We start from the raw sequence: 21021 nt of genomic DNA on the forward strand, positions 1-21021 counted from the left end.
GTGCGCGGCGACTTCGGGCCCGCGGTTCGCCGTTTCCCCCGCGGTGGTTTCTGGATGTATCCGGGTGACCGCCCGGCGGCTCTGTGTCAGAGGAAAGCCGCTCGGCGGGCTCTTTCGGCCCGTCGCAATCAAGGGAAAGGACCATCGAATGGCGCGCACAGCTGCCGAAGTGTGGGAAATCTGGCTGGAAATGTGGAACGAGGACCCAAAGGCCGCACTCAAGATTGTGGGCGACGACTTCCGCGTCCATCTGCCCTCCAAAGCGGCGGTCTTCGACACCTCGGGTATTCGTGACGGAGCGGCGCTGGCCGAATGGGTGGCCGGATTCCGGTCCAAGTTCGCGAGCCTGCGCTACGAGACCGACTTCGGTCCCGTACAGGACGGCGAACTGGCCGTCTGGCGCTGGTACGGCACCGCCGAGTGCCTCGGCCGCACGGGCTGGCCCTCCGACGTGCCCGGCGGGACCATCCACTGGTCGGGGGTGGACATCCTCCGGATCGTCGACGGCCAGGTCACCGAGGCCTGGACGCAGGGTGTGGAGACCGACGAGGTGCCCGGCACCCCCGCGGACCGGGAGCAGCGGTGAACGCGCGCGAGACCGCACGACCGCCGCGGGCCGCCGCCGACCTCTGGGAGCAGTGGCTGGGCATCTGGAACGGCCGCTACGACAACGCCGCGCGCATCGTCGCCGACAAGGTGACGCTGCACCTGCCCCGTTACGGGATGCCGGACCCCGCCGGCATCACCGACCGTGAGCGGATGGTCGCCTGGATCGACGCCTTCCGGTCCTCGTACGACCGGGCCCGGTTCCGCACCGCGCTGGGGCCGTTCACCGACGACGGCCACCTCATCGGCCGCTGGCGGTTCACCGGCGACTGGCGGTCTGGACGGCCCGAGGGCGCGACGGCCGCGCCCGGCACTCCCGTGGAGCAGCAGGGCGTCGACATCCTGCGCCTCGACGCGGCGGGACGGATCGCCGAGTACTGGCTCTCCGACGATCTGCTGGACGTCTATGTGCAGCTCGGGGCACCGCTGCCGGCGCACCGGACGGCGCCGGCCGAGTGAGGGCGCCGGCCGCGAAGGACAACCGCACATGTGCTGAGGAGGGAACCATGCCGGACAACCGGCGCCCCGTCGCCCTGGTCACCGGTGGTACGCGCGGCATCGGCCGGGCCGTTGCCCGCCGGCTCGCCGCGGACGGGTACGACATCGCCTTCTGCGGGCGCGGCGAATCCGCCGGCAGGACCGCGGAGTTGCTGACCGCACACGGCGCCGCCCACTTCTACCAGGCGTGCGACGTGGCGGACGGTGACGAGGTCGGGCGCTTTGTGAAGCGGGTCGGGCGGGAGCTGGGCCCGATCGACGTGCTGGTGAACTCGGCCGGCGTCGTCCGGGACCGGAATCTGGTGATGATGCCGTTCGAGGACTGGACCGAGGTCATCGACACGAACCTGACCGGCACTTTCCATTTCTGCCGGGCGGTGGGATTCCAGATGGTGCGGCGCCGCACGGGAGCGATCGTCAACATGTCGTCGGTGTCCGGTGTGCACGGCCACGCCGGGCAGGCCAATTACGCGGCGTCGAAAGGCGGCGTCAACGCCCTCAGCCGTTCACTCGCCAAGGAACTGGCCCGCTACGGCGTCCGGGTCAATGCCGTGGCGCCCGGATTCATCGAGAGCGATATGACGGACGAACTCACCGAGCAGACGAAAGAGCGCGCACTGGCCGGCATTCCTATGGCGCGATTCGGAACGACCGAGGAGGTCGCCGACCTGACCGCGTTTCTGGTCTCGGACCGGGCCGCCTACATCACGGGGCAGGTCCTGCAGATCGACGGCGGCATAAGTTTGTGAGGGCACCGGATCCGGGCACGCCGGAGGAGTCCGATGACACGGACGCCGACGGATGCGAAGACGAAGCGTGCGAGCCGGCGGACGAGGTGCCTCAGTACCTGGTCGAGTGCGTCGCGAGCTGGCCGATATCCGGCCGGTAGCCGGCGCCGGGTCCTCGACGGGCACCTGCGCCCGTCGCCCCGGCACCACGAGGGCGGGCCGCGCCTTCGGCCCCCTGCGCGCACACCGCGGTGGGGGGCCGAAGGCGCGGCCCGGTAGCCGGCTGACGGCTCTCGGCGGCCCCGCGCCCGAGGCGGGGCCGGTTCACCGCGTGGCGGACTCCGCGGAGGCGGCGGCCAGTTGCTTGGTCAGCCGCTGCAGCGCCCGCGCCCGCAGTGGGCCGACCGACCCGCGCGCCACCCCCAGCCGGCGGCTCACCTCGTCGTAGCTGCACTCCTCGTCGGCGCTGAGCATGCCCAGCAGCGCCTGGTCCCGGGCCGAGAGCCGGCCGAGGGCGTCGAGGACCTCGTCTCTGCGCTCGCTGGACAGCACCGCGTTCTCCGGGCCGGAGTCCGGGGCGGTGGGCCGGTCGAAGACCTCCGGCCCGCCCACCGGTACGTAACGCAGCGCGCGTTCACGCTGCTTGAGGCTCTCGCGCTTGGCGCAGGTGGTGAGCCAGGCGGCGAAGCGCTCGGGCGACTGCAGGGTGTGCAGCCCCTGGTAGGCGCGCAGCCAGGTCTGCTGGAAGACCTCTTCGCAGTCCGTTCTGCTCACCCGGTGCGAGCGGGCGACCGCCCACACCAGGGGCGAGAAGCGTCGCACCAGCGCCCCCCAGGCCGCCTGACTCCCCGCGCGGCAGGCCTCGATGAGGTCGGCGGTGGCGAGGGTGGTGGCATCGGACCGCTCCGTCAGCGACGGTGACATGGAATGTCCTTTCACAAGAGGTGGTGGATCGCTGTGGGGAGCGAAAGCCGCCGCCCGAAGTGCCGTGCTTCGTCGGGACGTCGTCTCACCTGGGATCGGCGCGGACCGCGGCGGCCGCGGGACCGCGCACCACGAGGCAGCCGACCGAGCCGTCGTGGCCCAGCGCAGTGATCAGCGCCGCCTCGCCGGACCGGGCGCCCCGCTGCCGCCAGGTCTCCACCAGCGCGGCGAGCTGGAGGGGGACCGTCGCGCTGAAGGTCTCGCCCACCGCCCGCCGGACGTCCACGGCCGACGGGAGGCCGGAGGTCCCCAGTGCCTGGCGCAGGGCGCGCAGTTCGAGGCGGTCGGCGCCGACCTGTCCCGTCGCCCCCGGGGCCACGGTCCGTACGTCGGCCGGCGCGACGCCGCTGCGCTCCAGCGCCCTGCCGATGCACCCGGCCAGGGCCGCGGTGCGGCGCCCGCGGGGCGCGAAGCCCACTTCGGCGGCGAGCACCCGGGCGAGGACCGGCCGGCCCGCGGCGCGGGCCCGCTCCTCCGGCTCGACGACCAGGGCGGCGGCGCCCTCCCCCAGCGGGAAGTCCGGCCGCAGCGCGCCGGAGCGCTGCCAGCCCCAGCCGCTCTGCGCGCTGAGCTCCTCCGCGCCGGCCACCAGGAGGCATTCGGCCTGCCCCTGCCGGATGGCGTTGCGCGCGTAGCGCACCGCCTGGATGCCGGCGAGCGCCCCGCCGGCGACGGTGGCGTTCACGCCGTGCAGTCCGTTGCGGATGGCGACCTGGCCGGCGGCGCAGTTCATCACGGTGTTGGGGAAGAGGCTGGGGTTGACCAGGTAGGGGCGGTCGGCCTGGAGGGTCCGCAGGGAGTACTCGCCGGAGCTGCGCACCGAGCCGCTCGCGGTAGCCATCACCACGCCCGCACCCGGGCTGACCGTCCCGGGGTACGACGCGAGCGCCATGTCGCACGCCACCAGGGCCAGCCGGGTCGTACGGTCCAGGTTGCGCAGGCCCTTGCGGCCGAGCAGCTCGTCGAACGCCAGCGGGGGGACGGCCCGCACGGGTCGCGGCGGCAGGGACTCCCCGCCGAGGTCCGGCAGGTCCTCGGCGGTCGCGGCGCCGGCGCTGTGGGTCCCGGCGAGGACGGCGGTCAGCGCGGCGCTGCCGACTCCGGCCGGTGACAGGGCCGCGGCGGAGGTCACGGCCAGCGTGGTCGGTGCCGGTGCGAGGTCGTCGGTGGACAGCGGGAGTCGGGCGGTGTCGGTGCTCATGCTGCCTTCCCCAGGATGACGATGGCGTTGTTGCCGCCGAAGGCGAAACCGTGGTTCTGGACCACCTGAGGCGCGGCCCGGCGCGCCGTGCCCGGCACCGGGTCGACGCCGGGACCCAGCTCCGGGTCCACTCGTCCGACGTTGGCCGTCGGCGGCAGAAAGCCGTCGTACAGGGCCCGGCAGCAGATCAGCGCCCCGAAGCCGCTGGCCGCCCCCATGGTGTGGCCGATCATCGACTTGATCGAGCTGATCGGCGGCATGCCGGACCCGAACACCTCGCGCACCGCGGCGACTTCGGTGGCGTCGTTGGTGCGGGTGCCGGTGCCGTGGGCGCAGATGTAGTCGATCTGCCCGGGGGTGACACCGGCGTTGTGGTGGGCCTGGCGGATGCAGCGGGCGATGGTGGCGGCGTTGGGGTGCACCATGTGGTCGGCGTCGCAGTTGAGGCCGTAGCCGAGGACTTCGGCGTAGATCCGGGCACCCCGTGCGACCGCCCGTTCGTACGGCTCCACCAGCAGGGCGACGCCGCCCTCGGCGGTGAGGATGCCGGCCCGTTCGGCGTCAAAGGGGCGACAGACCTCCTCGGCGAGGGCACCGAGCCGGTAGAACCCGGCGTGCGCCCAGCGGTTCACCGAGTCCGCGCCGCCGGCGAACATGTAGTCGGCCTCGCCCTGCGCGACCATGTCGCAGGCGTAGCCGAGCGCGTAGTTGCTGGCCGAGCAGGCGGTGGCGAGGGTCAACGCCTCGCCCTCCAGACCGAGTTCGGTGTTGACGGCGGCGGCGATCCGGCCCGCCGGCACCGACTGGACCACGGCCGGGGTCAGGGACTTCAGCCCGTCGCCGCGCCACTCGGCGACCAGCTGCTCGACGGCGGCCGACTCGCCGCTGGTGGTGCCCATGACCGAGCCCGCCCGGGCGCGGGCCAGGTCCTGGGGACCCAGGCCCGCGTCGCGCGCCGCCAGCCGGGCCGCGGAGGCGGCGAACTGGCTGCTGCGGCCCCACCGCTCGGGATCGACCCGCGACAGCCACTCCCGCGGCCGGAAGCCGGTGACCTCGCCGGCGTTGCGGTGGGGGAAGCCGCCGGCGTCGAAGCCGGTGATCGGGCCGGTGGTGCACCGGCCGGCCCGGATGGTCGCGGTGAAGTCGTCGGCGCCGATACCGGCACTGCTCACGGCCCCCAGCCCGGTGATCACCACGCGCCGGCCCGGCCGGGTCGCGGTCCGGGTCACCGGCCCGCACCCCTTTGGTTGCGGGCGAAGACGTCCCGCACACCGGTGAGGTTGACCATCTCCGGGAGCTGGTCCTGCGGGATCTCGACGTCGAGGTCCTGTTCGATGCGCGCGAGGATCTCGATGGCCAGCAGGGAGTCGGCCTCGTGGTCGTTGACGAAGTGGCTGGTCTCCGTCAGCTCCTCGGGCTCCAGCTCCAGGACGTCGATGACGATCTCACGCAGCTGCCGGGCCTGCTCTTCGGTCACGGCCGGGTGGGACGGGGTCATGGTTGCTCCTCGGGGTTCGGGGGATTCGGCGGGTTCACGCGCTGCGGTGCCGCAGGTTCACGGCGGCGGCCCGGCCGAGGGCGGTGGGACTGAGGAAGCGCGCCGGGCCGATCAGCCGGGACGCGAACAGGTGCATATGGCGAGCCATCGACGCGTCCCGGGCGGCGGCGGAGAACATCAGCCGCTCGAAGGGGTTGAAGGGGCGGGCCTTGGCGTAGTCGGCGGCGAGGAACTGGTGGCCGCGCAGCTGTCGCCGGTGGCGCCGGCGGTAGGTGTCGAGCGCCAGGTCCATGGCCTCGCGGCTGCCCGAGACGGCGGCCGCGCGGGCGGAGGTGGCGAGCCACTGCGCCGACTCGAGCGCCCATCCGCAGCCGACCCCCCACAGCGGGTCGCCGGTCAGGGCCGCGTCGCCGATCAGGGCGACACCCGGCGCGGTCACCTGTCGGCTGACCAGCGGGTAGTTGGTGGTGCCGACGATCTTCGAGACGCGTTCGGCGGCACTCAGGTCGGGGGCCTCGGGCAGCCGGCCGACGAAGTCGAGGAAGCTGCCTTCGAGGTCCGCCCGGAAGGCGGGCAGCCGCTTCTTGTCGGGGATGATGGCGATGACGGTGATCCCGTCGTCGTTCGGCATCGCATAGGCGACGTCCGGGTCGAGGAACCAGCAGTGCGACTCCTCACGCGCCATCCGCACGCCGCGGAAGTGCGCGAAGTAGCTGAACCGGTTGTTCTTGTGCGCGCGTTCGCGTACCCCGGCGAGCTTGGCGACGGTGGAGTCCTTCCCGTCGGCTCCCACCACCAGGCGCGCCCGGATCTCCTGCTCGCCCTCGGCGGAGCTGGTGCGCACACCCGCGGCGCGGGATCCGTCGCGCAGCAGCGCGGTGACGGTGTGCCCCGAGAGGAGGTCGACCCCGGGCCGGTCGGCGGCGTAGGAGCGCAGCAGCGGGTCGAGCGTGCTGCGCCGCACGTTGTAGCCGTGCGCCAGCGGTACGCCGTCCCGGCCGGGGCGCGGCTCGATCCAGCCCCAACGGGTGTACCAGCGCGGCTGGTTGGCGAGGGCGCCGGCCTCGCGCAGCAGGGGGGAGAGGCCCAGGTCGTCGAGCACCTGGTAGGCGCACGGCTGGAGGTAGTGCGTGCACAGGACCTTGTGCGCCTCGGGCGAGGAGCGCCGTTCGAGCAGGGCCACCCGCGCGCCGGCCCGGGCCAGGAGGACCGCGGCGGTGCACCCCGCGATGCTGGCACCGCTGATGGCTACGTCGTATTCCCTTACCTGTGGGGAGGTCACGCTGTCCTCATCTCCTCGGCTGAGTGGGGAAGTCGGAGCATCGGAAGGAAGTCGGTGAGCTGTTCGGCCACCTGGGCCGGCTGCTGGGTCTGGCAGAAGTGGCCGAGGTCCGGGGCCCGGTGGACGGTGACGTCGCGGGCGCGGCCGCGCAGCACTTCGAGGTCGCCGCCCGGCGCGGCGGTGTCACCCAGCCCGCTGATCACGAGCAGGGGCGCCACGATCTTCTCCACGGGCAGGTCGGGCAGCCGGGCCAGCTCCAGATAGAACTGCAGGAAGCCCTCCGGCTCGACGCGCTCCAGCACCTTGCCGGCCATGATGCGCAGCAGCTCGTCGTTCACCGTGCGGCCCCGGGTGTGGAGTTGGACCCGCAGGCCCTCGGTGATGGTGTGCCGGAACCGGGTCCTGGCCTCGGCGAAGAACTCGGGGGTCAGCGACGGATCGCCGACCCGCCACACGGGCGCCACCAAGGCGGCCGGGACGGCGCCGCACGGGTGGTCGGGGTGGCGGGCGAGCAGCTGGAGCAGGGCGCAGGCGCCGAAGGAGTGCGCGACGACCAGGTCCGGGGGCCGGTCCAGGGCGTCGAACGCGCGCAACAGCCAGGTGGCGGCGTCCCCGTGGCGCGGCCAGGTGTGCGCGGCGCCGGCCCGCCAGGGCAGCGAGAGCGCGGACGCCTCTACCGTCCGCGGCAGGTGCTCCAGCAGCGGTTTCCAGCCGTCCCAGCGCTCCTCGAAACCGTGGACGAGCACCACATGGGGCGCCGGCGCCGTCCCGGCCCCGGTGTCCTCCCGCCGCCCCCACACCGCCAGTTCCGTGCCGTCGGCGTGAACGGTGCGCTCCTGCCGCCAGCGGGCGGCGGTCACCGCGCGGTGCATCACGACGAGCGGAGCGCGGCCCGGGGGGACGCACCGCCGGTTCTCTTCGAGGCGGCTGCCGCGGCACGGCGCAACGGACTACGCGCAGCCTGCCGCGCGCTTTCCACAGGAATTTGGCAAAGCATTCTGCATCTGGAATACATAATCCCCCACAAAACCCTTTCCCCGTATGCGGTCGACCCGAATAACCGAGGCCCCGCGCCGCGGGGGAAGCGAGCGCAGGTGGATAGCTGAAAACGCGTCCGTGAGTTCGCAGAATGAATCCCCCGAGGCGAATGCAGCTTCACAAGGCGGCGCGGCACTGTCAAGGTGACGAAACCCATAGTTCAGGTTGCTGCCATCCGGTGGCCCAGCGGGTTTTCCGGCGGATCGAGAGACGCCGCAGGCGGCGCCGGGCCGCCCGGTACCACCGGCCCCGGCGCCCGGACTGCCGAAAAGAATCGGCCCTCGGGGTGTATCCAAAGGTGCTTGTGAATGCACTGTAGGGACGCAGGCTCTTCCCTCACGGATTTTCCCGCGAAGCGCTCTGGGCGCCAAAGGAAGGCCGTGGCATCCACTGTTCTCCACGATTCACGACGACCTACCGCGCAGTAACGACGAGTTCGCGAGGAGCCCGCAATTGACTTCGAAGTCGCACATCGCCTTCACGAATATCGGATTGCACGGCCATGTGCTCCCGACGCTGCCCGTCGCCCGTGAACTCGTCTCCCGGGGCCACCGGGTGAGCTACGCGGTGCCGGAGCGGTTCGCCCCCCTGGTCGAGGCGACGGGGGCCCACCCGGTCCCCTACCGCTCGGCCTGGCGCGCCGACGACGACGCGACGAAGTCGCTGACCGGTTTCACCGCGATCGTCTCCGCCATGCTGGACGAGGCCGAGTCCGCGCTGCCCCAGCTCGCCGGGGCCTTCGACACCGACCGCCCGGACGCGATCGTCTACGACGTCTTCGCCTACGGCGCACGCGTCCTCGGCCTGCGCTGGGACGTCCCCACCCTCAACTTCTGGCCGTTCGCCGCCCCCTACCAGGGTAAGGACAACGGCATCGCGGCGGTCTACCGCGGCCTGCTCGACGACCCCGCCGCCCACCGCCTGCGGGACCGCTTCTCCCGGTGGCTGGCCGGCAACGGCGTCGACATGACGGTGGCGGACTTCGGGCTCGTTCCCGAGCACGGCATCGCCTCGATCACCCGGACCCTGCAACCGCACGCCGACAAGGTCGACGCCTCCCGCTTCTCCTTCGTCGGACCGTGCTTCGGACCGCGCGGCGACACCGCGGCCTGGACCCCGCCCGCCGCCCGGCGCACCGTGCTCGTCTCCCTCGGCTCGACGTTCACCAACCGGCCGGACATCTACCGGCGGCTGGTGGCCGCGTTCGCCGGCTCCGACTGGCATGTCGTGCTCCAGACCGGCAAGTTCGTCGCCGCCGAGGCGCTCGGCCCGATCCCGGACAACGTGGAAGTCCACGAGTGGCTGCCCCAGCTCGACGTCCTGGCGCACACCGACGCCTTCGTCACCCACGCCGGGATGGGCGGCACCGTCGAAGCGCTCAGCCACGGGGTGCCGATGCTCACCCTCCCGCAGGGCGCCGACCAGTTCTTCATCTCCGACCGGCTCGTCGAACTCGGCGTCGCCAGGCGCCTGCACGAGGACGAGCTGACCGGGGGCACCGCCCGTACGGCACTGGAGGAGTTGCTCGCCCGCCCCGGGCTCACCACCCGGCTGCACCGGATGCGCGAGGAGATCCGCGCCTCCGGCGGCGCGCCGGCCGCGGCCGACCTCGTCGAGCGGCGCCTGCGCCGAGGGCCGCAGCACCCGCAGACCTGACCTCGCCCGGCCACACCTGGCCCTCTCCTGATGAACGGGGAAGACGTGACACTCAACATCGCGATCATCGGTGCCGCGGGATTCGTCGGCACGAACCTCGCACTCGCCGCCGAACAGCGCGGACACCGCCTCACTCTCGTCGACGTCAGCGACCGCCTGGGGCGCCTGGACGCCTCCGGCCTCCTGGAGCGCGCCGACTGCCACTTCCTGGACCTGTCGCGGCCGGGCGCCCGGATACCCGACTGCGACGTCATGATCAGCCTCGCGGCCCTGCCGCAGGTGGACTTCTCGCTCCACCACCCGGAGCGCACCTTCACCAACAACATCGGCATCATGTCCGCCGTCCTGGAAGCGGCCCGGCTGCGCCGGGTCCCGCTGCTCTTCGCCTCCTCCATCGAGGTGTACGGAGGCAACGACGGCGACCTGCTGACCGAGTCCAGCGCACTGCGGCCCCTGTCCCCCTACGCCGCCTCGAAGATCGCCTGCGAGAGCCTCACCGAGTCCTACCAGCACGTCTACGACACCGTGTCGACGACCGTGCGGCTCACCAACCTCTACGGACCGTGGCAGGCCCCGGACCGGATCATCCCCCGTATCACCGCCCAGGCGCTGCTCGGCATCGAGTCGGAGGCCGTCACCGGCCGCCTGCGGGACTTCCTCGCCGTCCAGGACGCCGTGGGCGTGCTGCTCGACCTCGCCGAGAACGGGCCCTGGGGCGAGACGTTCAACCTCGCCGCGGGCCGCCACACCCCGCTGGAGGAGGCGGCGGAGGCGGTGATCGGCACCGCCGGCCGTGGCGCGTTCGTGACCCGGGACGTGCCCCAGGCCGACGGCCGCGGCAGCTCCCTGGTGGCCACCTCCGCCCACCTGACCGAGGCCACCGGGTGGAAGCCCACCACGGACCTGTGGGACGGGGTGGGCCTGACCACGGACTGGTACCGCGACCACCGCGCGTGGTGGGCGCCCTTCGAGGCCCAGGTACGCGCCGACCGCAGCGGCCCGGACTTCCTCCTCGACCACGCCTTCCCGTTCTGGGCCAACTGACGAGGACACCCCACATGACGCACTCCCTCGTCACACTGGAAGACATCGCCGCGCACACACCGCAGCGCACGGTGACGGTGCAGGACCTGGCGGAACCTCTCGGGCTCAACCCGTCGAAGGTGCGCCTGTTCACCACCATGCAGGGGCTCAAGGAGCTGCGCCAGGACCCCGCGGCCGACCTCTTCCAGCTGGTGCTGCCCGCGGCCCGCCGGGTCCTCGACGCCCTGCCGTCGAAGGAACGGGTGACGTACCTGCTCTTCGGCCACGCCACCCAGCAGATCGCCCCGCACGGCATCTGCCCCGCGCGGGTCCTGCGCAAGGAACTCGGGCTGGACCACGCCGTCGCCTTCGCCGTCACCCAGCAGAACTGCGCGACCGGCATGGCCGCCATCGACATCGCCGGAGAGCTGCTCCGGTCGGACGGCGACCCGGACGCCAGGGCCCTGGTGGTCACCGGCGAGAAGTCCTTCACCCCCGGGGTGCAACTCGTCCCGGACACCGCGCTGATGGGGGAGGCCGCGGCGGCCTGCCTGGTGGCCGTCGACGGCCCCGGCGACCCCGTGCGCTCGTATGTGACACGGACCCTGGGCGCGTACGCCAACGGTGTCCGCCTCGGCAAGGAGAAGGCCGCCGAGCTGGGGCAGATCTACCCCGACCGGTTCGCGGACGTGATGCGCAAGGCCGTCGCCGACGCGGGCCTGACGCTCGACGACATCGACCTGCTGATCCCGCACAACGTCAACATGATGTCGTGGCGCCAGACGATCAAGGCGATGGGCTTCCCCCGGGAGCGGACCTACCTCGACAACATCCCCCGGTTCAGCCACTGCTTCGCCTCCGACGTACTGCTGAACTACACCACCCTCAAGGCAGAAGGGCGCCTGGTGCCCGGCCGCCACTACCTCATGGCCTCCGTCGGTGTCGGCACCACCTTCGCCGCCATGGTCTTCACCCACCGGGGGAGCTGACGGATGCCGGACACACCAGCGACGGTGCAGGGCATCGCCGTCACGGACCTGGCCGAGGAGTTCGGCACCCCCTTCTTCCTCTACGACGCCGACGTCCTCGAACGCGACTATCTTCAGGTCCGCCGACTGCTCCACCCCGGCGTGGAGCTGTTCTTCTCCCTCAAGGCCAACCCGAACGTCAGCGTGTGCGCCGTGCTCGGCGCGCTGGGCTCCGGCGCCGAGGTCTCCTCGCTGGCGGAACTCAGGACCGCGCTGTGGGCCGGCATCGCGCCGCAGGACGTGATCTTCCTGGGGCCCGGCAAGACCCCGCGCGAGATCGAGGCCTGTGTACGCACCGATCTGCGTGCCGTCGTCTGCGAGTCGCCGGCGGAACTGCAGCGGCTGGAGCGGGCGGCACGGGACGCGGGCCGCACCGACGTGCCGGTGCTGCTGCGCCTCAACCCGGACTTCACCACCAAGGGGTCGGGGCTGTCGATGGGCGGCAAGCCCCGCCAGTTCGGCATGGACACAGCGCAGCTGCGAGAGCAGCGGCACCTGCTGGGCGACCTGCGGCACCTGCGGATACGCGGCTTCCACGCCTACATGGGAACCCGCTTCCTGCGGCACGAGGACATCGTCCACAACACCCGCGAGATCCTGCGGCTGGCGGCGGAACTCGCCGCCGAACTGGACCTGCCCTGCGAGATCGTCGACATCGGCGGCGGGTTCGGGGTGGCCTACTTCGACAACGAGACGGACCTGGACCTGCCGGCCCTCGCAGCCGGCGCCGACGACGTCATCGGCGGCTTCCTCCAGGCACACCCCGGCTCCCGGGTGATCTGCGAACTGGGCCGCTACCTCACCGCGCGCTGCGGCACGTACGTCAGCCGGGTCCTGGACGTCAAGGAGTCGATGGGCACCCGCTTCGCCGTCACCGACGGCGGCACCCACCACCACATGGCCGCCGTCGGAGTGGGCAGCTTCGTCAAACGCAACTTCCCCATGCGCGCGCTGACCCGGCCCGCCGGGAGCGGCGAGCGGCCCTACACGGTCACCGGTCCGCTGTGCACACCGAACGACGTGCTCGGCAAGAACGTCCTCCTTCCCCCGCTCGAACCCGGCGACCTGATCGGGGTCGAGCGGTCCGGGGCCTACGGCCCCACCGCCTCCCCCGGGCTGTTCCTCAGCCACGGATTCCCCGCCGAGGTCATGGTCCGTGCCGGCCGCGCCCATCTGGTGCGGGTCCGCGACACGGTGGAGGACCTGCTGAGCCGGCAACGGCTCATCCCCGTGTGACCCCGGCCCGCCGGGCCGGCCCGAGCCGCCCGGCCGGCCGAGAAACCCCGCCCACCACCGAGAACGCAGGAGATGTGATGGACCGCCAGCAGATGGTCGGCACCATTCAGTCCGCCCTCAGCGGCGTCCTGGAGCGTGACGTGCCCGGAGTGTCGGAGGAGACGAGGTTCTTCGACGACCTCCACCTGGACTCCACGTCGATCCTGGAGTTGCTGATGGCCCTTGAGGAGGAGGTCGGCTTCACCGTCGACCCCGAGGAGATCGACATGGACGACTTCGTGTCCGTGGCGACCTTCATCGACTACCTGGAAAGGGTGCAGACCACATGATGCCCGGCCTGGAAGGAGCCGCGGCCGTCCTCGACCCGCCGGCCCGGCAGCACGAGGAGAACCCGCACAGCCAGGCGTTCTACCGCGATCTGTACGCCGCGTTCGACCAGACCGCCGACCTGGACCGGTTCGCCGCCGGACCGCAGAACACCCACCGGCACCTGACCGACCTGCTGGCCGGCCACCCGTCGCTGCGCGGGCGCTCGGCGGACCTCGTCGTCGTCGCACACGCGCTGCCCGACTCCCAGCCGTACGGGGTGACCGCCTCCTACGCGGGTCTGCTCTTCGGCGACGACTCCCACGGTTTCGCCGTCTCCGAGCAGGGGCCGGCCGCGCCCTTCACCGCGCTGCGCATCCTGTCCGGCTTCTGGCGCAGCGGGCGCACCCGGCGGCCCGTCCTGCTGGTACTGGAGCAGACCACGCTTCCGGTGCGCGACCCCGCCGTACACGGCGAGCGCCCCCTCGTGGACTCCGGCGCCCTGCTGGCCTTCGGCGGCGAGGGGCGCCTGGGGCTGCGGGACGCCAAGGACGTCCGTCTGGAGGTGACCCGCGAGGAACTTGCGGCCCGGCTCAACGCCCTGGTCGACCAGGACCCCCAGGGAACGCTGGTGGTGCTGGGCACCTCGGCGGCCCACCGCCTCGGCCCGGCCCTACGAGGGCGGAACCGCCACGAGGCGGCCCCCGGCACCCACGCCACCGGCGTCTGGGTGGCGCTCGCCGACAACTGGCTTGACTGGCAGGCCCGTTACCGCCGCATCGCGCTGTGTGATCTCGAACTCACCACGGATCAGGGGTGCATGGCCGTCCTATACGGTGATCCCGATGCATCGGGGGGTTGAGGCAGTGACCGCTGGGGAAGCCGCGAGCGCACCGCCGCAGACCCCGCCCGCCGCGGACGCCCGCCTCCCGGAGCGCACGGCCGGCCCCCTGCTCGTCGGGCTCTTCGCCGCGGCCTACTGCGGCGTGTACATCGCGCTGGTGACGCCCGTGACCGTCACCCTCGCGGTCAAGGCCCAGCAGATCGCGCCGCACGACAAACAGGCGGTGCTCTCGCTGGCCCTGGGGATCGGGTCCGTGCTGGCGATCCTGGGCAATCCGCTGTTCGGCAGGCTGAGCGACCGGACCACCTCGCGGTTCGGGATGCGCCGGCCCTGGCTGGTGGGTGGGCTCGCCGGCGGGCTGGCGGGCCTGCTCGTCTGCGCGACGACCCAGGACGTCGCCACCCTGGTGGCCGGCTGGTGCCTGACCCAACTCGGGTTCAACGCGGTGCTCGCGGCGCTGATCGCCGTACTGCCCGACCAGATACCCGAACACCGGCGGGGCGCCGTCTCCGGCGTCCTGGGACTGTGCCTGTCGGTCGCCCTGGTGGTCGGCAGCTTCCTGGCGCAGGCCGTCTCCTCGTCGGTGGTGCTGATGTTCATGGTGCCGGCCGGGGTGGGCGCGCTGACGGTGCTCGCCCTGGTCGCCGTACTGCGCGACCGCCGCCTCACCGAGCGCCCGCCCTTCGGCGTGCGGGAACTGGCGCGGAGCTACTGGGTGAGCCCCCGGCGTCACCCCGACTTCGGGTGGGCCTGGCTGAGCCGCTGCCTGATGTTCATGGGGACGTCCGTGCTCAGCGCCTACAAGACGTTCTACCTCTCCGACCATCTGGGATACCCCGCCGCGCAGGTGCCGCGGCTGGTGTTCTGGGCCCTGCTCACCCAGACCGCCGTCACCGTGGTCAGCAGCCAGCTCAGCGGCTGGCTCTCCGACCGGCACAAGCGGCGCAAGCCCTTCGTGGTCGGGGCGGCGGTGCTCTACGGGCTCGGTCTGCTGGTGATCTCACTGGCCGACTCCTTCGCGCTGTTCCTCCTGGGCATGGCCATCACCGGCATCGGCTTCGGAACCTACCTCTCCGTCGACCTCGCGCTGGTCACCGACGTCCTGCCGAGCCGCGCGACGGCCGGCCGGGACCTCGGCGTCTTCAACATCGCCACCGCGCTGCCGCAGTCCCTGGCCCCCACGCTCGCGCCCGCCGTCCTGGCCGTCGGCGGCGGCGAGAACTATGCCCTGCTGTTCCTGCTCGCCGCCCTGTGCGCGGTGGCGGGAGCGGCAGCACTTCAGCCCGTGCGGGCGGTCCGGTGAAAGGTCCGCCGCGCGGGTCGCACCTGATCCCAAGGAGTACACGTGACAACCTCTCCCCCCACCACGGCGCAAGGGGCACCCACCGACGCGAGGCGCTTCCCCCTGTGGCTGGTGTGCCTGTGCGTGGCGTCCTTCACCGCCGGTACCGACAACTTCGTCATCGCCGGTGTGCTGAAGGACATCGCCCAGGGCCTTTCCGTCTCGGAGGCCGTGGCGGGGCAGCTGATCACCGTCTTCTCGCTCACCTACGCGTTATCGGCGCCCTTCGTGGCCCTGCGGACCGCGCGCTACCCACGGCGGCGGGTGCTGATCACCGCGCTGGTGGTCTTCGCGGCGGCTAACGTGGGAGCCGCCCTCGCCCCCACCTACGGCGTGCTGGTGGTCTTCCGGATCCTCACCGCCCTGGCCGGTGCGTCGATCATGCCCGCGGCGTTCTCCACCGCCGCCGCACTGGCGCCCAAGGGGGCCGTGGGCCGCTATCTGGGCTCCGTCACCTTCGGGCAGTCCGTGGCCCTGGTCGTCGGCGTCCCGGTCGGTACGGCGATCGCCGGCGCCTTCGGCTGGCGCGCCACAATGATCTTCGTGGGCGCCCTGGCGCTGGTGGTGATCGCCGGAGTCGCGGCCTTCCTGCCCGCGCTGCCCGGCGTTCCGGCCATCCCGCTGCGCCGCCGGCTGGCCCCGCTGGGACACCGCCCGGTGCTGCTGGGCCTGGTGGGCACCGTCGTCGGCGCCACCGGCAACTTCATGACCTTCAGCTACATCGCGGTCATCGCCGACGACCTCGGCCGCTCCGGCCCCGGCCAACTGGCCTTCCTGGTCTCCCTCATGGGCATCGCCAGCGCCTGCGGCGCCCTGATCGGCGGGCGCGCCGCCGACTCCTGGGGAGCCGGCCGCACCATCGTGCTCGCCCTGTCCCTCCAGGTCTCCTCGACCCTGCTGCTCGCGGTCCTCGGCTGGGTCTGGCCGGGCGGCGTCTCCGTCGTCGCGGTGGCCCTGCTGCTGGCCGGCTGGGGCATCTTCGGCGGCGCGCTCAACCCGCCCCTGCAGACCCGGCTGCTGTCGCTCGCGGGCGACGCCGGCAACGAGGTGGTGGCGCTCAACAGCAGCTGCCTGTTCCTGGGCATCTCGCTCAGCGGCGGGCTGGGCGGACTGGTCCTGGCCGGCCTCGGGCCGGTCGCGGTGCTCGCCGCCGCCGGCGCGGTGGGAGCCGTGTCCGTCCTGATCCTGTCGTGGTCGATCCATGGGGACAAGGCGGCGAGGAGCCAGAATGCCTGAGAGGCCCTCAGGTCAGCACTCCGGCGCCCCGGCCGGGGCGGGAAACAAGGAGTTGTCGATGGTTGACCACTATGACGTCGTCGTGCTGGGCGCCGGTCCCGGGGGCTATGTCGCGGCCATCCGGGCGGCCCAGCTGGGACTGCGCGTCGCCGTCGTCGAGGAGAAGTACTGGGGAGGCGTCTGCCTCAACGTCGGGTGCATCCCCACCAAGGCCCTGCTGCGCAACGCCGAGTTGGCCCACATCTTCACCCACGAGGCCGGCACGTTCGGTATCAAGGTCGACGGCGAGGTGCGCTTCGACTACGGCGAGGCCTTCCGGCGCAGCCGCCGGGTGGCCGACGGCCGCGTCAAGGGCGTGCACTACCTCATGAAGAAGAACAAGATCACCGAATACGACGGCCGCGGCACCTTCGTGGACGCCACCAGCCTCCAGGTGGCCCATGCCGACGGGACCACCAGCACCGTCGGCTTCGACCACTGCATCATCGCCACCGGCGCCACCCCGCGCATGCTGCCCGGCACCGGCCGCACCGAACGGGTGGTCTCCTACCAGGAGCAGATCCTCGACGGGACACTGCCGGAGAGCATCGTGATCGTCGGCGCCGGTGCGATCGGCGTCGAATTCGCCTACGTTCTGCACAACTACGGCGTGCGGGTCACCCTCGTGGAGTTCCTCGACCGTATCGCCCCCCTGGAGGACGAGGAGGTCTCGGCGGAACTGGCCCGCCAGTACCGCAGGCTCGGCATCGGGGTCATGGCCGCCACCCGCGTCGAATCCATCGACGACTCCGGGCCCCGGGTCCAGGTGCACGTCCGCACGAAGGACGGCGCACAGCAGACCCTGGAGGCCGGCAAGGTGCTGGTGGCCATCGGCTTCCAGCCGAACGTCACGGGCTACGGCCTGGAGAACACCGGCGTCCGGCTCGCCGACGGCGGCGCCGTCGCGGTGGACGAACGGTGCCGCACCTCCGTACCGGGCATCTACGCCATCGGCGACGTCACCGCCAAGCTCATGCTCGCGCACGCGGCGGAGGCGATGGGGGTGGTGGCGGCGGAGACCATCGCCGGTGCGGAGACCATGGAACTGGACTTCCCCATGATTCCCCGCGCCACCTACTGCCAGCCGCAGATCGCCAGCTTCGGCTGGACGGAGGCGCAGGCCCGGGAGAAGGGCTTCGACGTGCAGGTGGCGAAGTTCCCCTTCGCCGCCAACGGAAAGGCCCATGGGCTGGGCGACACCACGGGCTTTGTGAAGATCCTCAGCGACGCCGAGCACGGCGAACTCCTCGGCGCGCACATGGTGGGCCCCGACGTCACCGAGCTGCTGCCGGAGTTGACCCTGGCCCAGCAGTGGGACCTCACCGTGCACGAGGTCGCCCGCAACGTCCACGCCCACCCCACGCTGTCCGAAGCGGTCAAGGAAGCGGTGCACGGCCTGGCCGGACACATGATCAACTTCTAGGGCGGGTCGGCCCCGGCGTCGGTCCGGTGGATCATGGGCCGGCGGGGACCGGGCGGCCGGCGACGGCATTACGGCGGGGCGCCGGGGCGGGCGGGAGCGCCGCCCGCCCCGGCCTCCGCCGCGCCGCCGGCCGTGCCTCAGGCGCGCTCCGCCAGCCCCGCCAGCAGCCGGGGCAGCGCGCTGCCGATCGGCTCGCGGATCACCTCGGCGGCCAGCTCGTCGTACGGCGTCGGTTCGGCATTGACGATGATCAGCCGCGCGCCGTGCTCGGCGGCCACCCCGGCGAGCGAGGCGGCCGGCTGCACCTGGAGTGTGGTGCCGACCGCGAGGAAGAACTCGGCGGCCTTGGCCACGCCCAGTGCCGTGCCGAGCACCTGCGGATCGAGCCGCTCGCCGAACATCACCGTCGCCGACTTCAGGATCCCGCCGCACACCAGGCACGGCGGATCGGGCTCGCCGGCGGCCACCCGCGCCAGTGCCCGGCTCATCGACGACCGGGCGTGGCAGCGGGTGCAGACGACCGCCCGCACGGTGCCGTGCAGTTCGAGCACCTTGCGCTCGGGCATACCCGCGCGCTGATGCAGCCCGTCGACGTTCTGCGTGATCACCCGCACCGGCGTCCCGGACCGCTCCAGGCGGACCACCGCCTCATGCGCGGCGTTCGGCCTCGCCCGGAAAGCCGGGCTCTCCTGCCGCATCCGCCACGACCGCCGCCGGATCTCCGGGTCGTTCATATACGCGTCGTAGGTGACCAGCTTCTCGGCCTCCGGGTCGCGCCGCCACAGCCCGTTCGGCCCGCGGTAGTCCGGAATGCCGGAGTCCGTGGAGATCCCGGCGCCGCTCAGGATCGCGACGAGGGGGCGGCGGGACGCCGGGACGTGGTGGTCGTGCGACGCATCGGTGCCGGTCATGCAGCGAGCGTACGCAGCCCGCCGCCTCGCCGTCCCGTCAAATATCTTGCCGATGGGCGGCCGCGCGCGGGGGAATGGGCAGCGAAGGATCAGGGGAGGTGTAGCCATCCGCGGACCGTCGGGCCACCCCACGCGCCACCGGGGCCTCAGGTGCCACCACTCGAAACAGGAGCCGCCGTGTTCACCACCCGCCCCACCCTGCAAGGCACCTTCGGGATGGCCGCCACCACGCACTGGCTGGCGTCCCAGTCCGCGATGGCCGTGCTGGAGGACGGCGGCAACGCCTTTGACGCGGCCGTGGCGGCCGGGTTCGTCCTGCACGTGGTGGAGCCGCATCTGAACGGGCCCGCCGGCGAGGTGCCGATCATCCTGGCCCCCGCGGACGGTCCGGTACAGGTGCTGTGCGGCCAGGGACCGGCGCCGGCCGGGGCGAGCGTGGCGCACTACACCTCGCTCGGACTCGACCTGGTGCCCGGTACGGGGCCGCTCGCCGCCGCGGTCCCCGGGGCCTTCGACGCCTGGATGCTGCTGCTGCGCGATCACGGCACCAAGACCCTCGCCGAGGTGCTCCGGTACGCCATCGGATACGCCGAGCACGGCCACCCCGCCGTCGAGCAGATCGGCGAGACCGTCGAGACGGTGCGGGAGCTCTTCGAGACGGAGTGGACGTCCTCCGCCGAGCTCTACCTCCCGGGCGGCACCTCCGTCGCCCCGGGCGGGCTGCTCAGGAACCGGCCGCTGGCGGCCACCTGGCGCCGACTGACCACGGAGGCCGAGGCCGCCGCGGCCGGCCGGGAGGCGCAGATCGACGCCGCCCGCCGCATCTGGCGCGAGGGCTTCATCGGTGCGGCGCTCGCCGCGTTCGCGGCCCGCCCGGCCATGGACACCTCCGGTGAACGGCACGCCGGCACGCTCACCGGAGACGACCTGGCCGCCTACTCCGCCACCTACGAGGCGCCCGCCACCTACGAGTGGAACGGATGGACCGTCGCCAAGGCGGGCGGCTGGTCCCAAGGCCCCGCATTCCTGCAGCAACTCGCCCTGCTGCCAGACGAGTTGCCCCCGTACGGCAGCCCCGCGTACGTGCATCTGCTCATCGAGGGCGGCAAGCTGGCGATGGCGGACCGGGAGGCCTGGTACGGGGACGCCGCGCAGGTGCCGCTCGACGCCCTGCTGAGCGACGGGTACAACGCCGCGCGGCGGACGCTGATCGGCGAGCACGCCTCGTTCGAGCTGCGCCCCGGCAGCCCCGACGGGCGCGCTCCGCGGCTGGGCGCACACGCGGCGGCGGTCGCGGCCGGCGCGGCCGGCGCGGCCGGGGGCGACGCGCGGGCCGGCGCCGCGAGCGGCGCGGGCGAGCCCACCGTCGCCCGCGCGGGCCGGCCGGTGGGCGCCCCCGCACAGACGGCGCCCGAGGTCGACCGCAGCGGTGCCACCCGGGGCGACACCTGCCATCTCGACGTCGTCGACCGCTGGGGCAACCTGGTCTCCGCCACCCCCTCCGGCGGCTGGCTGCAGTCCAGCCCCGTGGTCCCGGCCCTCGGCTTTCCGCTCGGCACCCGGCTGCAGATGACCTGGCTGGAGGAGGGCCTGCCCAACTCCCTCACCCCGGGCCGGCGGCCCCGCACCACCCTCTCGCCGTCCCTCGCGCTGCGCGACGGGGCCCCGGTGATGGCCTTCGGCACGCCGGGCGGTGATCAGCAGGACCAGTGGCAGGTGCACTTCTTCCTGGCCGTGGCGCTGCGCGGCCGGGTCCGCGGCGGGCTCGACCTCCAGGGCGCCATCGACGCGCCGAACTGGCACCAGGACTCCTTCCCCGGCTCGTTCTTCCCGCGCGGGATGTGGCCGGGGAGCGTGACGGTGGAGTCCCGGATCGGCGACGAGGTCATCGCCGGACTGCGACGGCGTGGCCATCTGGTCACGGTGGGTGACGCCTGGTCCGAGGGTCGGGTGTGCGCGGTGGCACGCGACCCGGAGAGCGGGGTGCTGTCCGCGGCGGCCAATCCCCGGGGGATGCAGGGGTACGCGGTCGGGCGCTGAGGCGGTGCGGCGCGGGAACCGCGGTCGCGCCACCGGCCGCCCGTCCGCCGCCCGCGCACCCTCGCCGTGCCCTCCGCAACACCGGGAGTTCACCTGCGATCC

At 72.6% G+C, this 21021-nt stretch carries 20 protein-coding genes; 13 read left to right on the top strand and 7 right to left on the bottom strand.

The window, feature by feature from the left end:
• The first annotated feature begins 148 nt into the window (after nt 1-148).
• Genes ACZ5XZ_RS06975 through fabG form a run of 3 tightly spaced genes read left to right on the top strand, consistent with a single transcriptional unit; the run spans nt 149 to nt 1853 of the window.
• Nucleotides 149-586: a nuclear transport factor 2 family protein gene (locus tag ACZ5XZ_RS06975; protein ID WP_468975051.1), complete on the top strand. Its 438-nt coding sequence runs from the start codon at nt 149-151 to the stop codon at nt 584-586.
• A complete protein-coding gene (locus ACZ5XZ_RS06980; protein ID WP_468975052.1) occupies nt 583-1065 on the top strand; it encodes a hypothetical protein in 483 nt (160 codons plus the stop codon). The genes ACZ5XZ_RS06975 and ACZ5XZ_RS06980 overlap by 4 nt, the downstream gene beginning before the upstream one ends.
• Before the next feature lie 47 nt (nt 1066-1112).
• Complete coding sequence (gene fabG, locus ACZ5XZ_RS06985) at nt 1113-1853, top strand: 3-oxoacyl-[acyl-carrier-protein] reductase (RefSeq protein ID WP_468975053.1); 741 nt, start codon at nt 1113-1115, stop codon at nt 1851-1853.
• Between the two features lie 303 nt (nt 1854-2156).
• Here the strand turns inward: fabG and ACZ5XZ_RS06990 are convergent, their stop codons facing one another.
• From ACZ5XZ_RS06990 to ACZ5XZ_RS07015, 6 genes are all read right to left on the bottom strand, one after another.
• Entirely contained in the window at nt 2157-2756 is a 600-nt protein-coding gene (locus ACZ5XZ_RS06990; protein ID WP_468975054.1) for an RNA polymerase sigma factor, read from the bottom strand.
• A gap of 85 nt (nt 2757-2841) precedes the next feature.
• The gene (locus tag ACZ5XZ_RS06995) at nt 2842-4017 is read right to left on the bottom strand and encodes a beta-ketoacyl synthase N-terminal-like domain-containing protein (RefSeq protein WP_468975055.1); all 1176 of its coding nucleotides are present in this window, start codon (nt 4015-4017) and stop codon (nt 2842-2844) included.
• The gene (locus tag ACZ5XZ_RS07000; RefSeq protein ID WP_468975056.1) at nt 4014-5246 is read right to left on the bottom strand and encodes a beta-ketoacyl-[acyl-carrier-protein] synthase family protein; all 1233 of its coding nucleotides are present in this window, start codon (nt 5244-5246) and stop codon (nt 4014-4016) included. Before ACZ5XZ_RS07000 ends, ACZ5XZ_RS06995 begins: the two co-directional genes overlap by 4 nt.
• Nucleotides 5243-5515 carry an acyl carrier protein gene (locus ACZ5XZ_RS07005; protein ID WP_384436251.1) on the bottom strand — a complete coding sequence of 91 codons (273 nt, stop codon included), beginning with the start codon at nt 5513-5515 and terminating at the stop codon, nt 5243-5245. Before ACZ5XZ_RS07005 ends, ACZ5XZ_RS07000 begins: the two co-directional genes overlap by 4 nt.
• A gap of 34 nt (nt 5516-5549) precedes the next feature.
• Entirely contained in the window at nt 5550-6797 is a 1248-nt protein-coding gene (locus ACZ5XZ_RS07010; RefSeq protein ID WP_468975057.1) for an NAD(P)/FAD-dependent oxidoreductase, read from the bottom strand.
• The gene (locus ACZ5XZ_RS07015) at nt 6794-7669 is read right to left on the bottom strand and encodes an alpha/beta fold hydrolase (protein WP_468975058.1); all 876 of its coding nucleotides are present in this window, start codon (nt 7667-7669) and stop codon (nt 6794-6796) included. The genes ACZ5XZ_RS07010 and ACZ5XZ_RS07015 overlap by 4 nt, the downstream gene beginning before the upstream one ends.
• Before the next feature lie 619 nt (nt 7670-8288).
• Here ACZ5XZ_RS07015 and ACZ5XZ_RS07020 point away from each other — a divergent pair.
• From ACZ5XZ_RS07020 to lpdA, 9 genes are all read left to right on the top strand, one after another.
• Nucleotides 8289-9491, top strand: a complete 1203-nt coding sequence (locus ACZ5XZ_RS07020; RefSeq protein ID WP_468975059.1) for a macrolide family glycosyltransferase — start codon at nt 8289-8291, stop codon at nt 9489-9491.
• A gap of 45 nt (nt 9492-9536) precedes the next feature.
• Entirely contained in the window at nt 9537-10535 is a 999-nt protein-coding gene (locus ACZ5XZ_RS07025; protein ID WP_468975060.1) for an NAD-dependent epimerase/dehydratase family protein, read from the top strand.
• A gap of 14 nt (nt 10536-10549) precedes the next feature.
• Nucleotides 10550-11503, top strand: a complete 954-nt coding sequence (locus ACZ5XZ_RS07030; RefSeq protein ID WP_468975061.1) for a 3-oxoacyl-ACP synthase III family protein — start codon at nt 10550-10552, stop codon at nt 11501-11503.
• 3 nt (nt 11504-11506) lie between these two features.
• A complete protein-coding gene (locus ACZ5XZ_RS07035; RefSeq protein WP_468975062.1) occupies nt 11507-12778 on the top strand; it encodes a type III PLP-dependent enzyme in 1272 nt (423 codons plus the stop codon).
• 77 nt (nt 12779-12855) lie between these two features.
• Nucleotides 12856-13107 (top strand): acyl carrier protein, encoded by a 252-nt coding sequence (locus ACZ5XZ_RS07040; RefSeq protein WP_384436271.1) that lies wholly within the window; start codon nt 12856-12858, stop codon nt 13105-13107.
• Complete coding sequence (locus tag ACZ5XZ_RS07045; RefSeq protein WP_468975063.1) at nt 13104-13946, top strand: hypothetical protein; 843 nt, start codon at nt 13104-13106, stop codon at nt 13944-13946. Before ACZ5XZ_RS07040 ends, ACZ5XZ_RS07045 begins: the two co-directional genes overlap by 4 nt.
• Nucleotides 13947-13950: 4 nt before the next feature.
• Nucleotides 13951-15231: an MFS transporter gene (locus ACZ5XZ_RS07050; protein WP_468975064.1), complete on the top strand. Its 1281-nt coding sequence runs from the start codon at nt 13951-13953 to the stop codon at nt 15229-15231.
• A 42-nt stretch (nt 15232-15273) separates the two neighbouring features.
• Nucleotides 15274-16506 (top strand): MFS transporter, encoded by a 1233-nt coding sequence (locus ACZ5XZ_RS07055; RefSeq protein ID WP_468975065.1) that lies wholly within the window; start codon nt 15274-15276, stop codon nt 16504-16506.
• Nucleotides 16507-16564: 58 nt separating this feature from the next.
• Nucleotides 16565-17968 carry a dihydrolipoyl dehydrogenase gene (gene lpdA, locus ACZ5XZ_RS07060; RefSeq protein ID WP_468975066.1) on the top strand — a complete coding sequence of 468 codons (1404 nt, stop codon included), beginning with the start codon at nt 16565-16567 and terminating at the stop codon, nt 17966-17968.
• A 137-nt stretch (nt 17969-18105) separates the two neighbouring features.
• Here the strand turns inward: lpdA and ACZ5XZ_RS07065 are convergent, their stop codons facing one another.
• Nucleotides 18106-18879 carry an SIR2 family NAD-dependent protein deacylase gene (locus ACZ5XZ_RS07065; RefSeq protein WP_468975067.1) on the bottom strand — a complete coding sequence of 258 codons (774 nt, stop codon included), beginning with the start codon at nt 18877-18879 and terminating at the stop codon, nt 18106-18108.
• Nucleotides 18880-19056: 177 nt separating this feature from the next.
• Between ACZ5XZ_RS07065 and ACZ5XZ_RS07070 the strand changes: the two genes are divergently transcribed.
• A complete protein-coding gene (locus tag ACZ5XZ_RS07070; RefSeq protein ID WP_468975068.1) occupies nt 19057-20919 on the top strand; it encodes a gamma-glutamyltransferase family protein in 1863 nt (620 codons plus the stop codon).
• Nucleotides 20920-21021: the final 102 nt, after the last annotated feature.

The organism is Streptomyces sp. NPDC033270 (assembly GCF_055576575.1).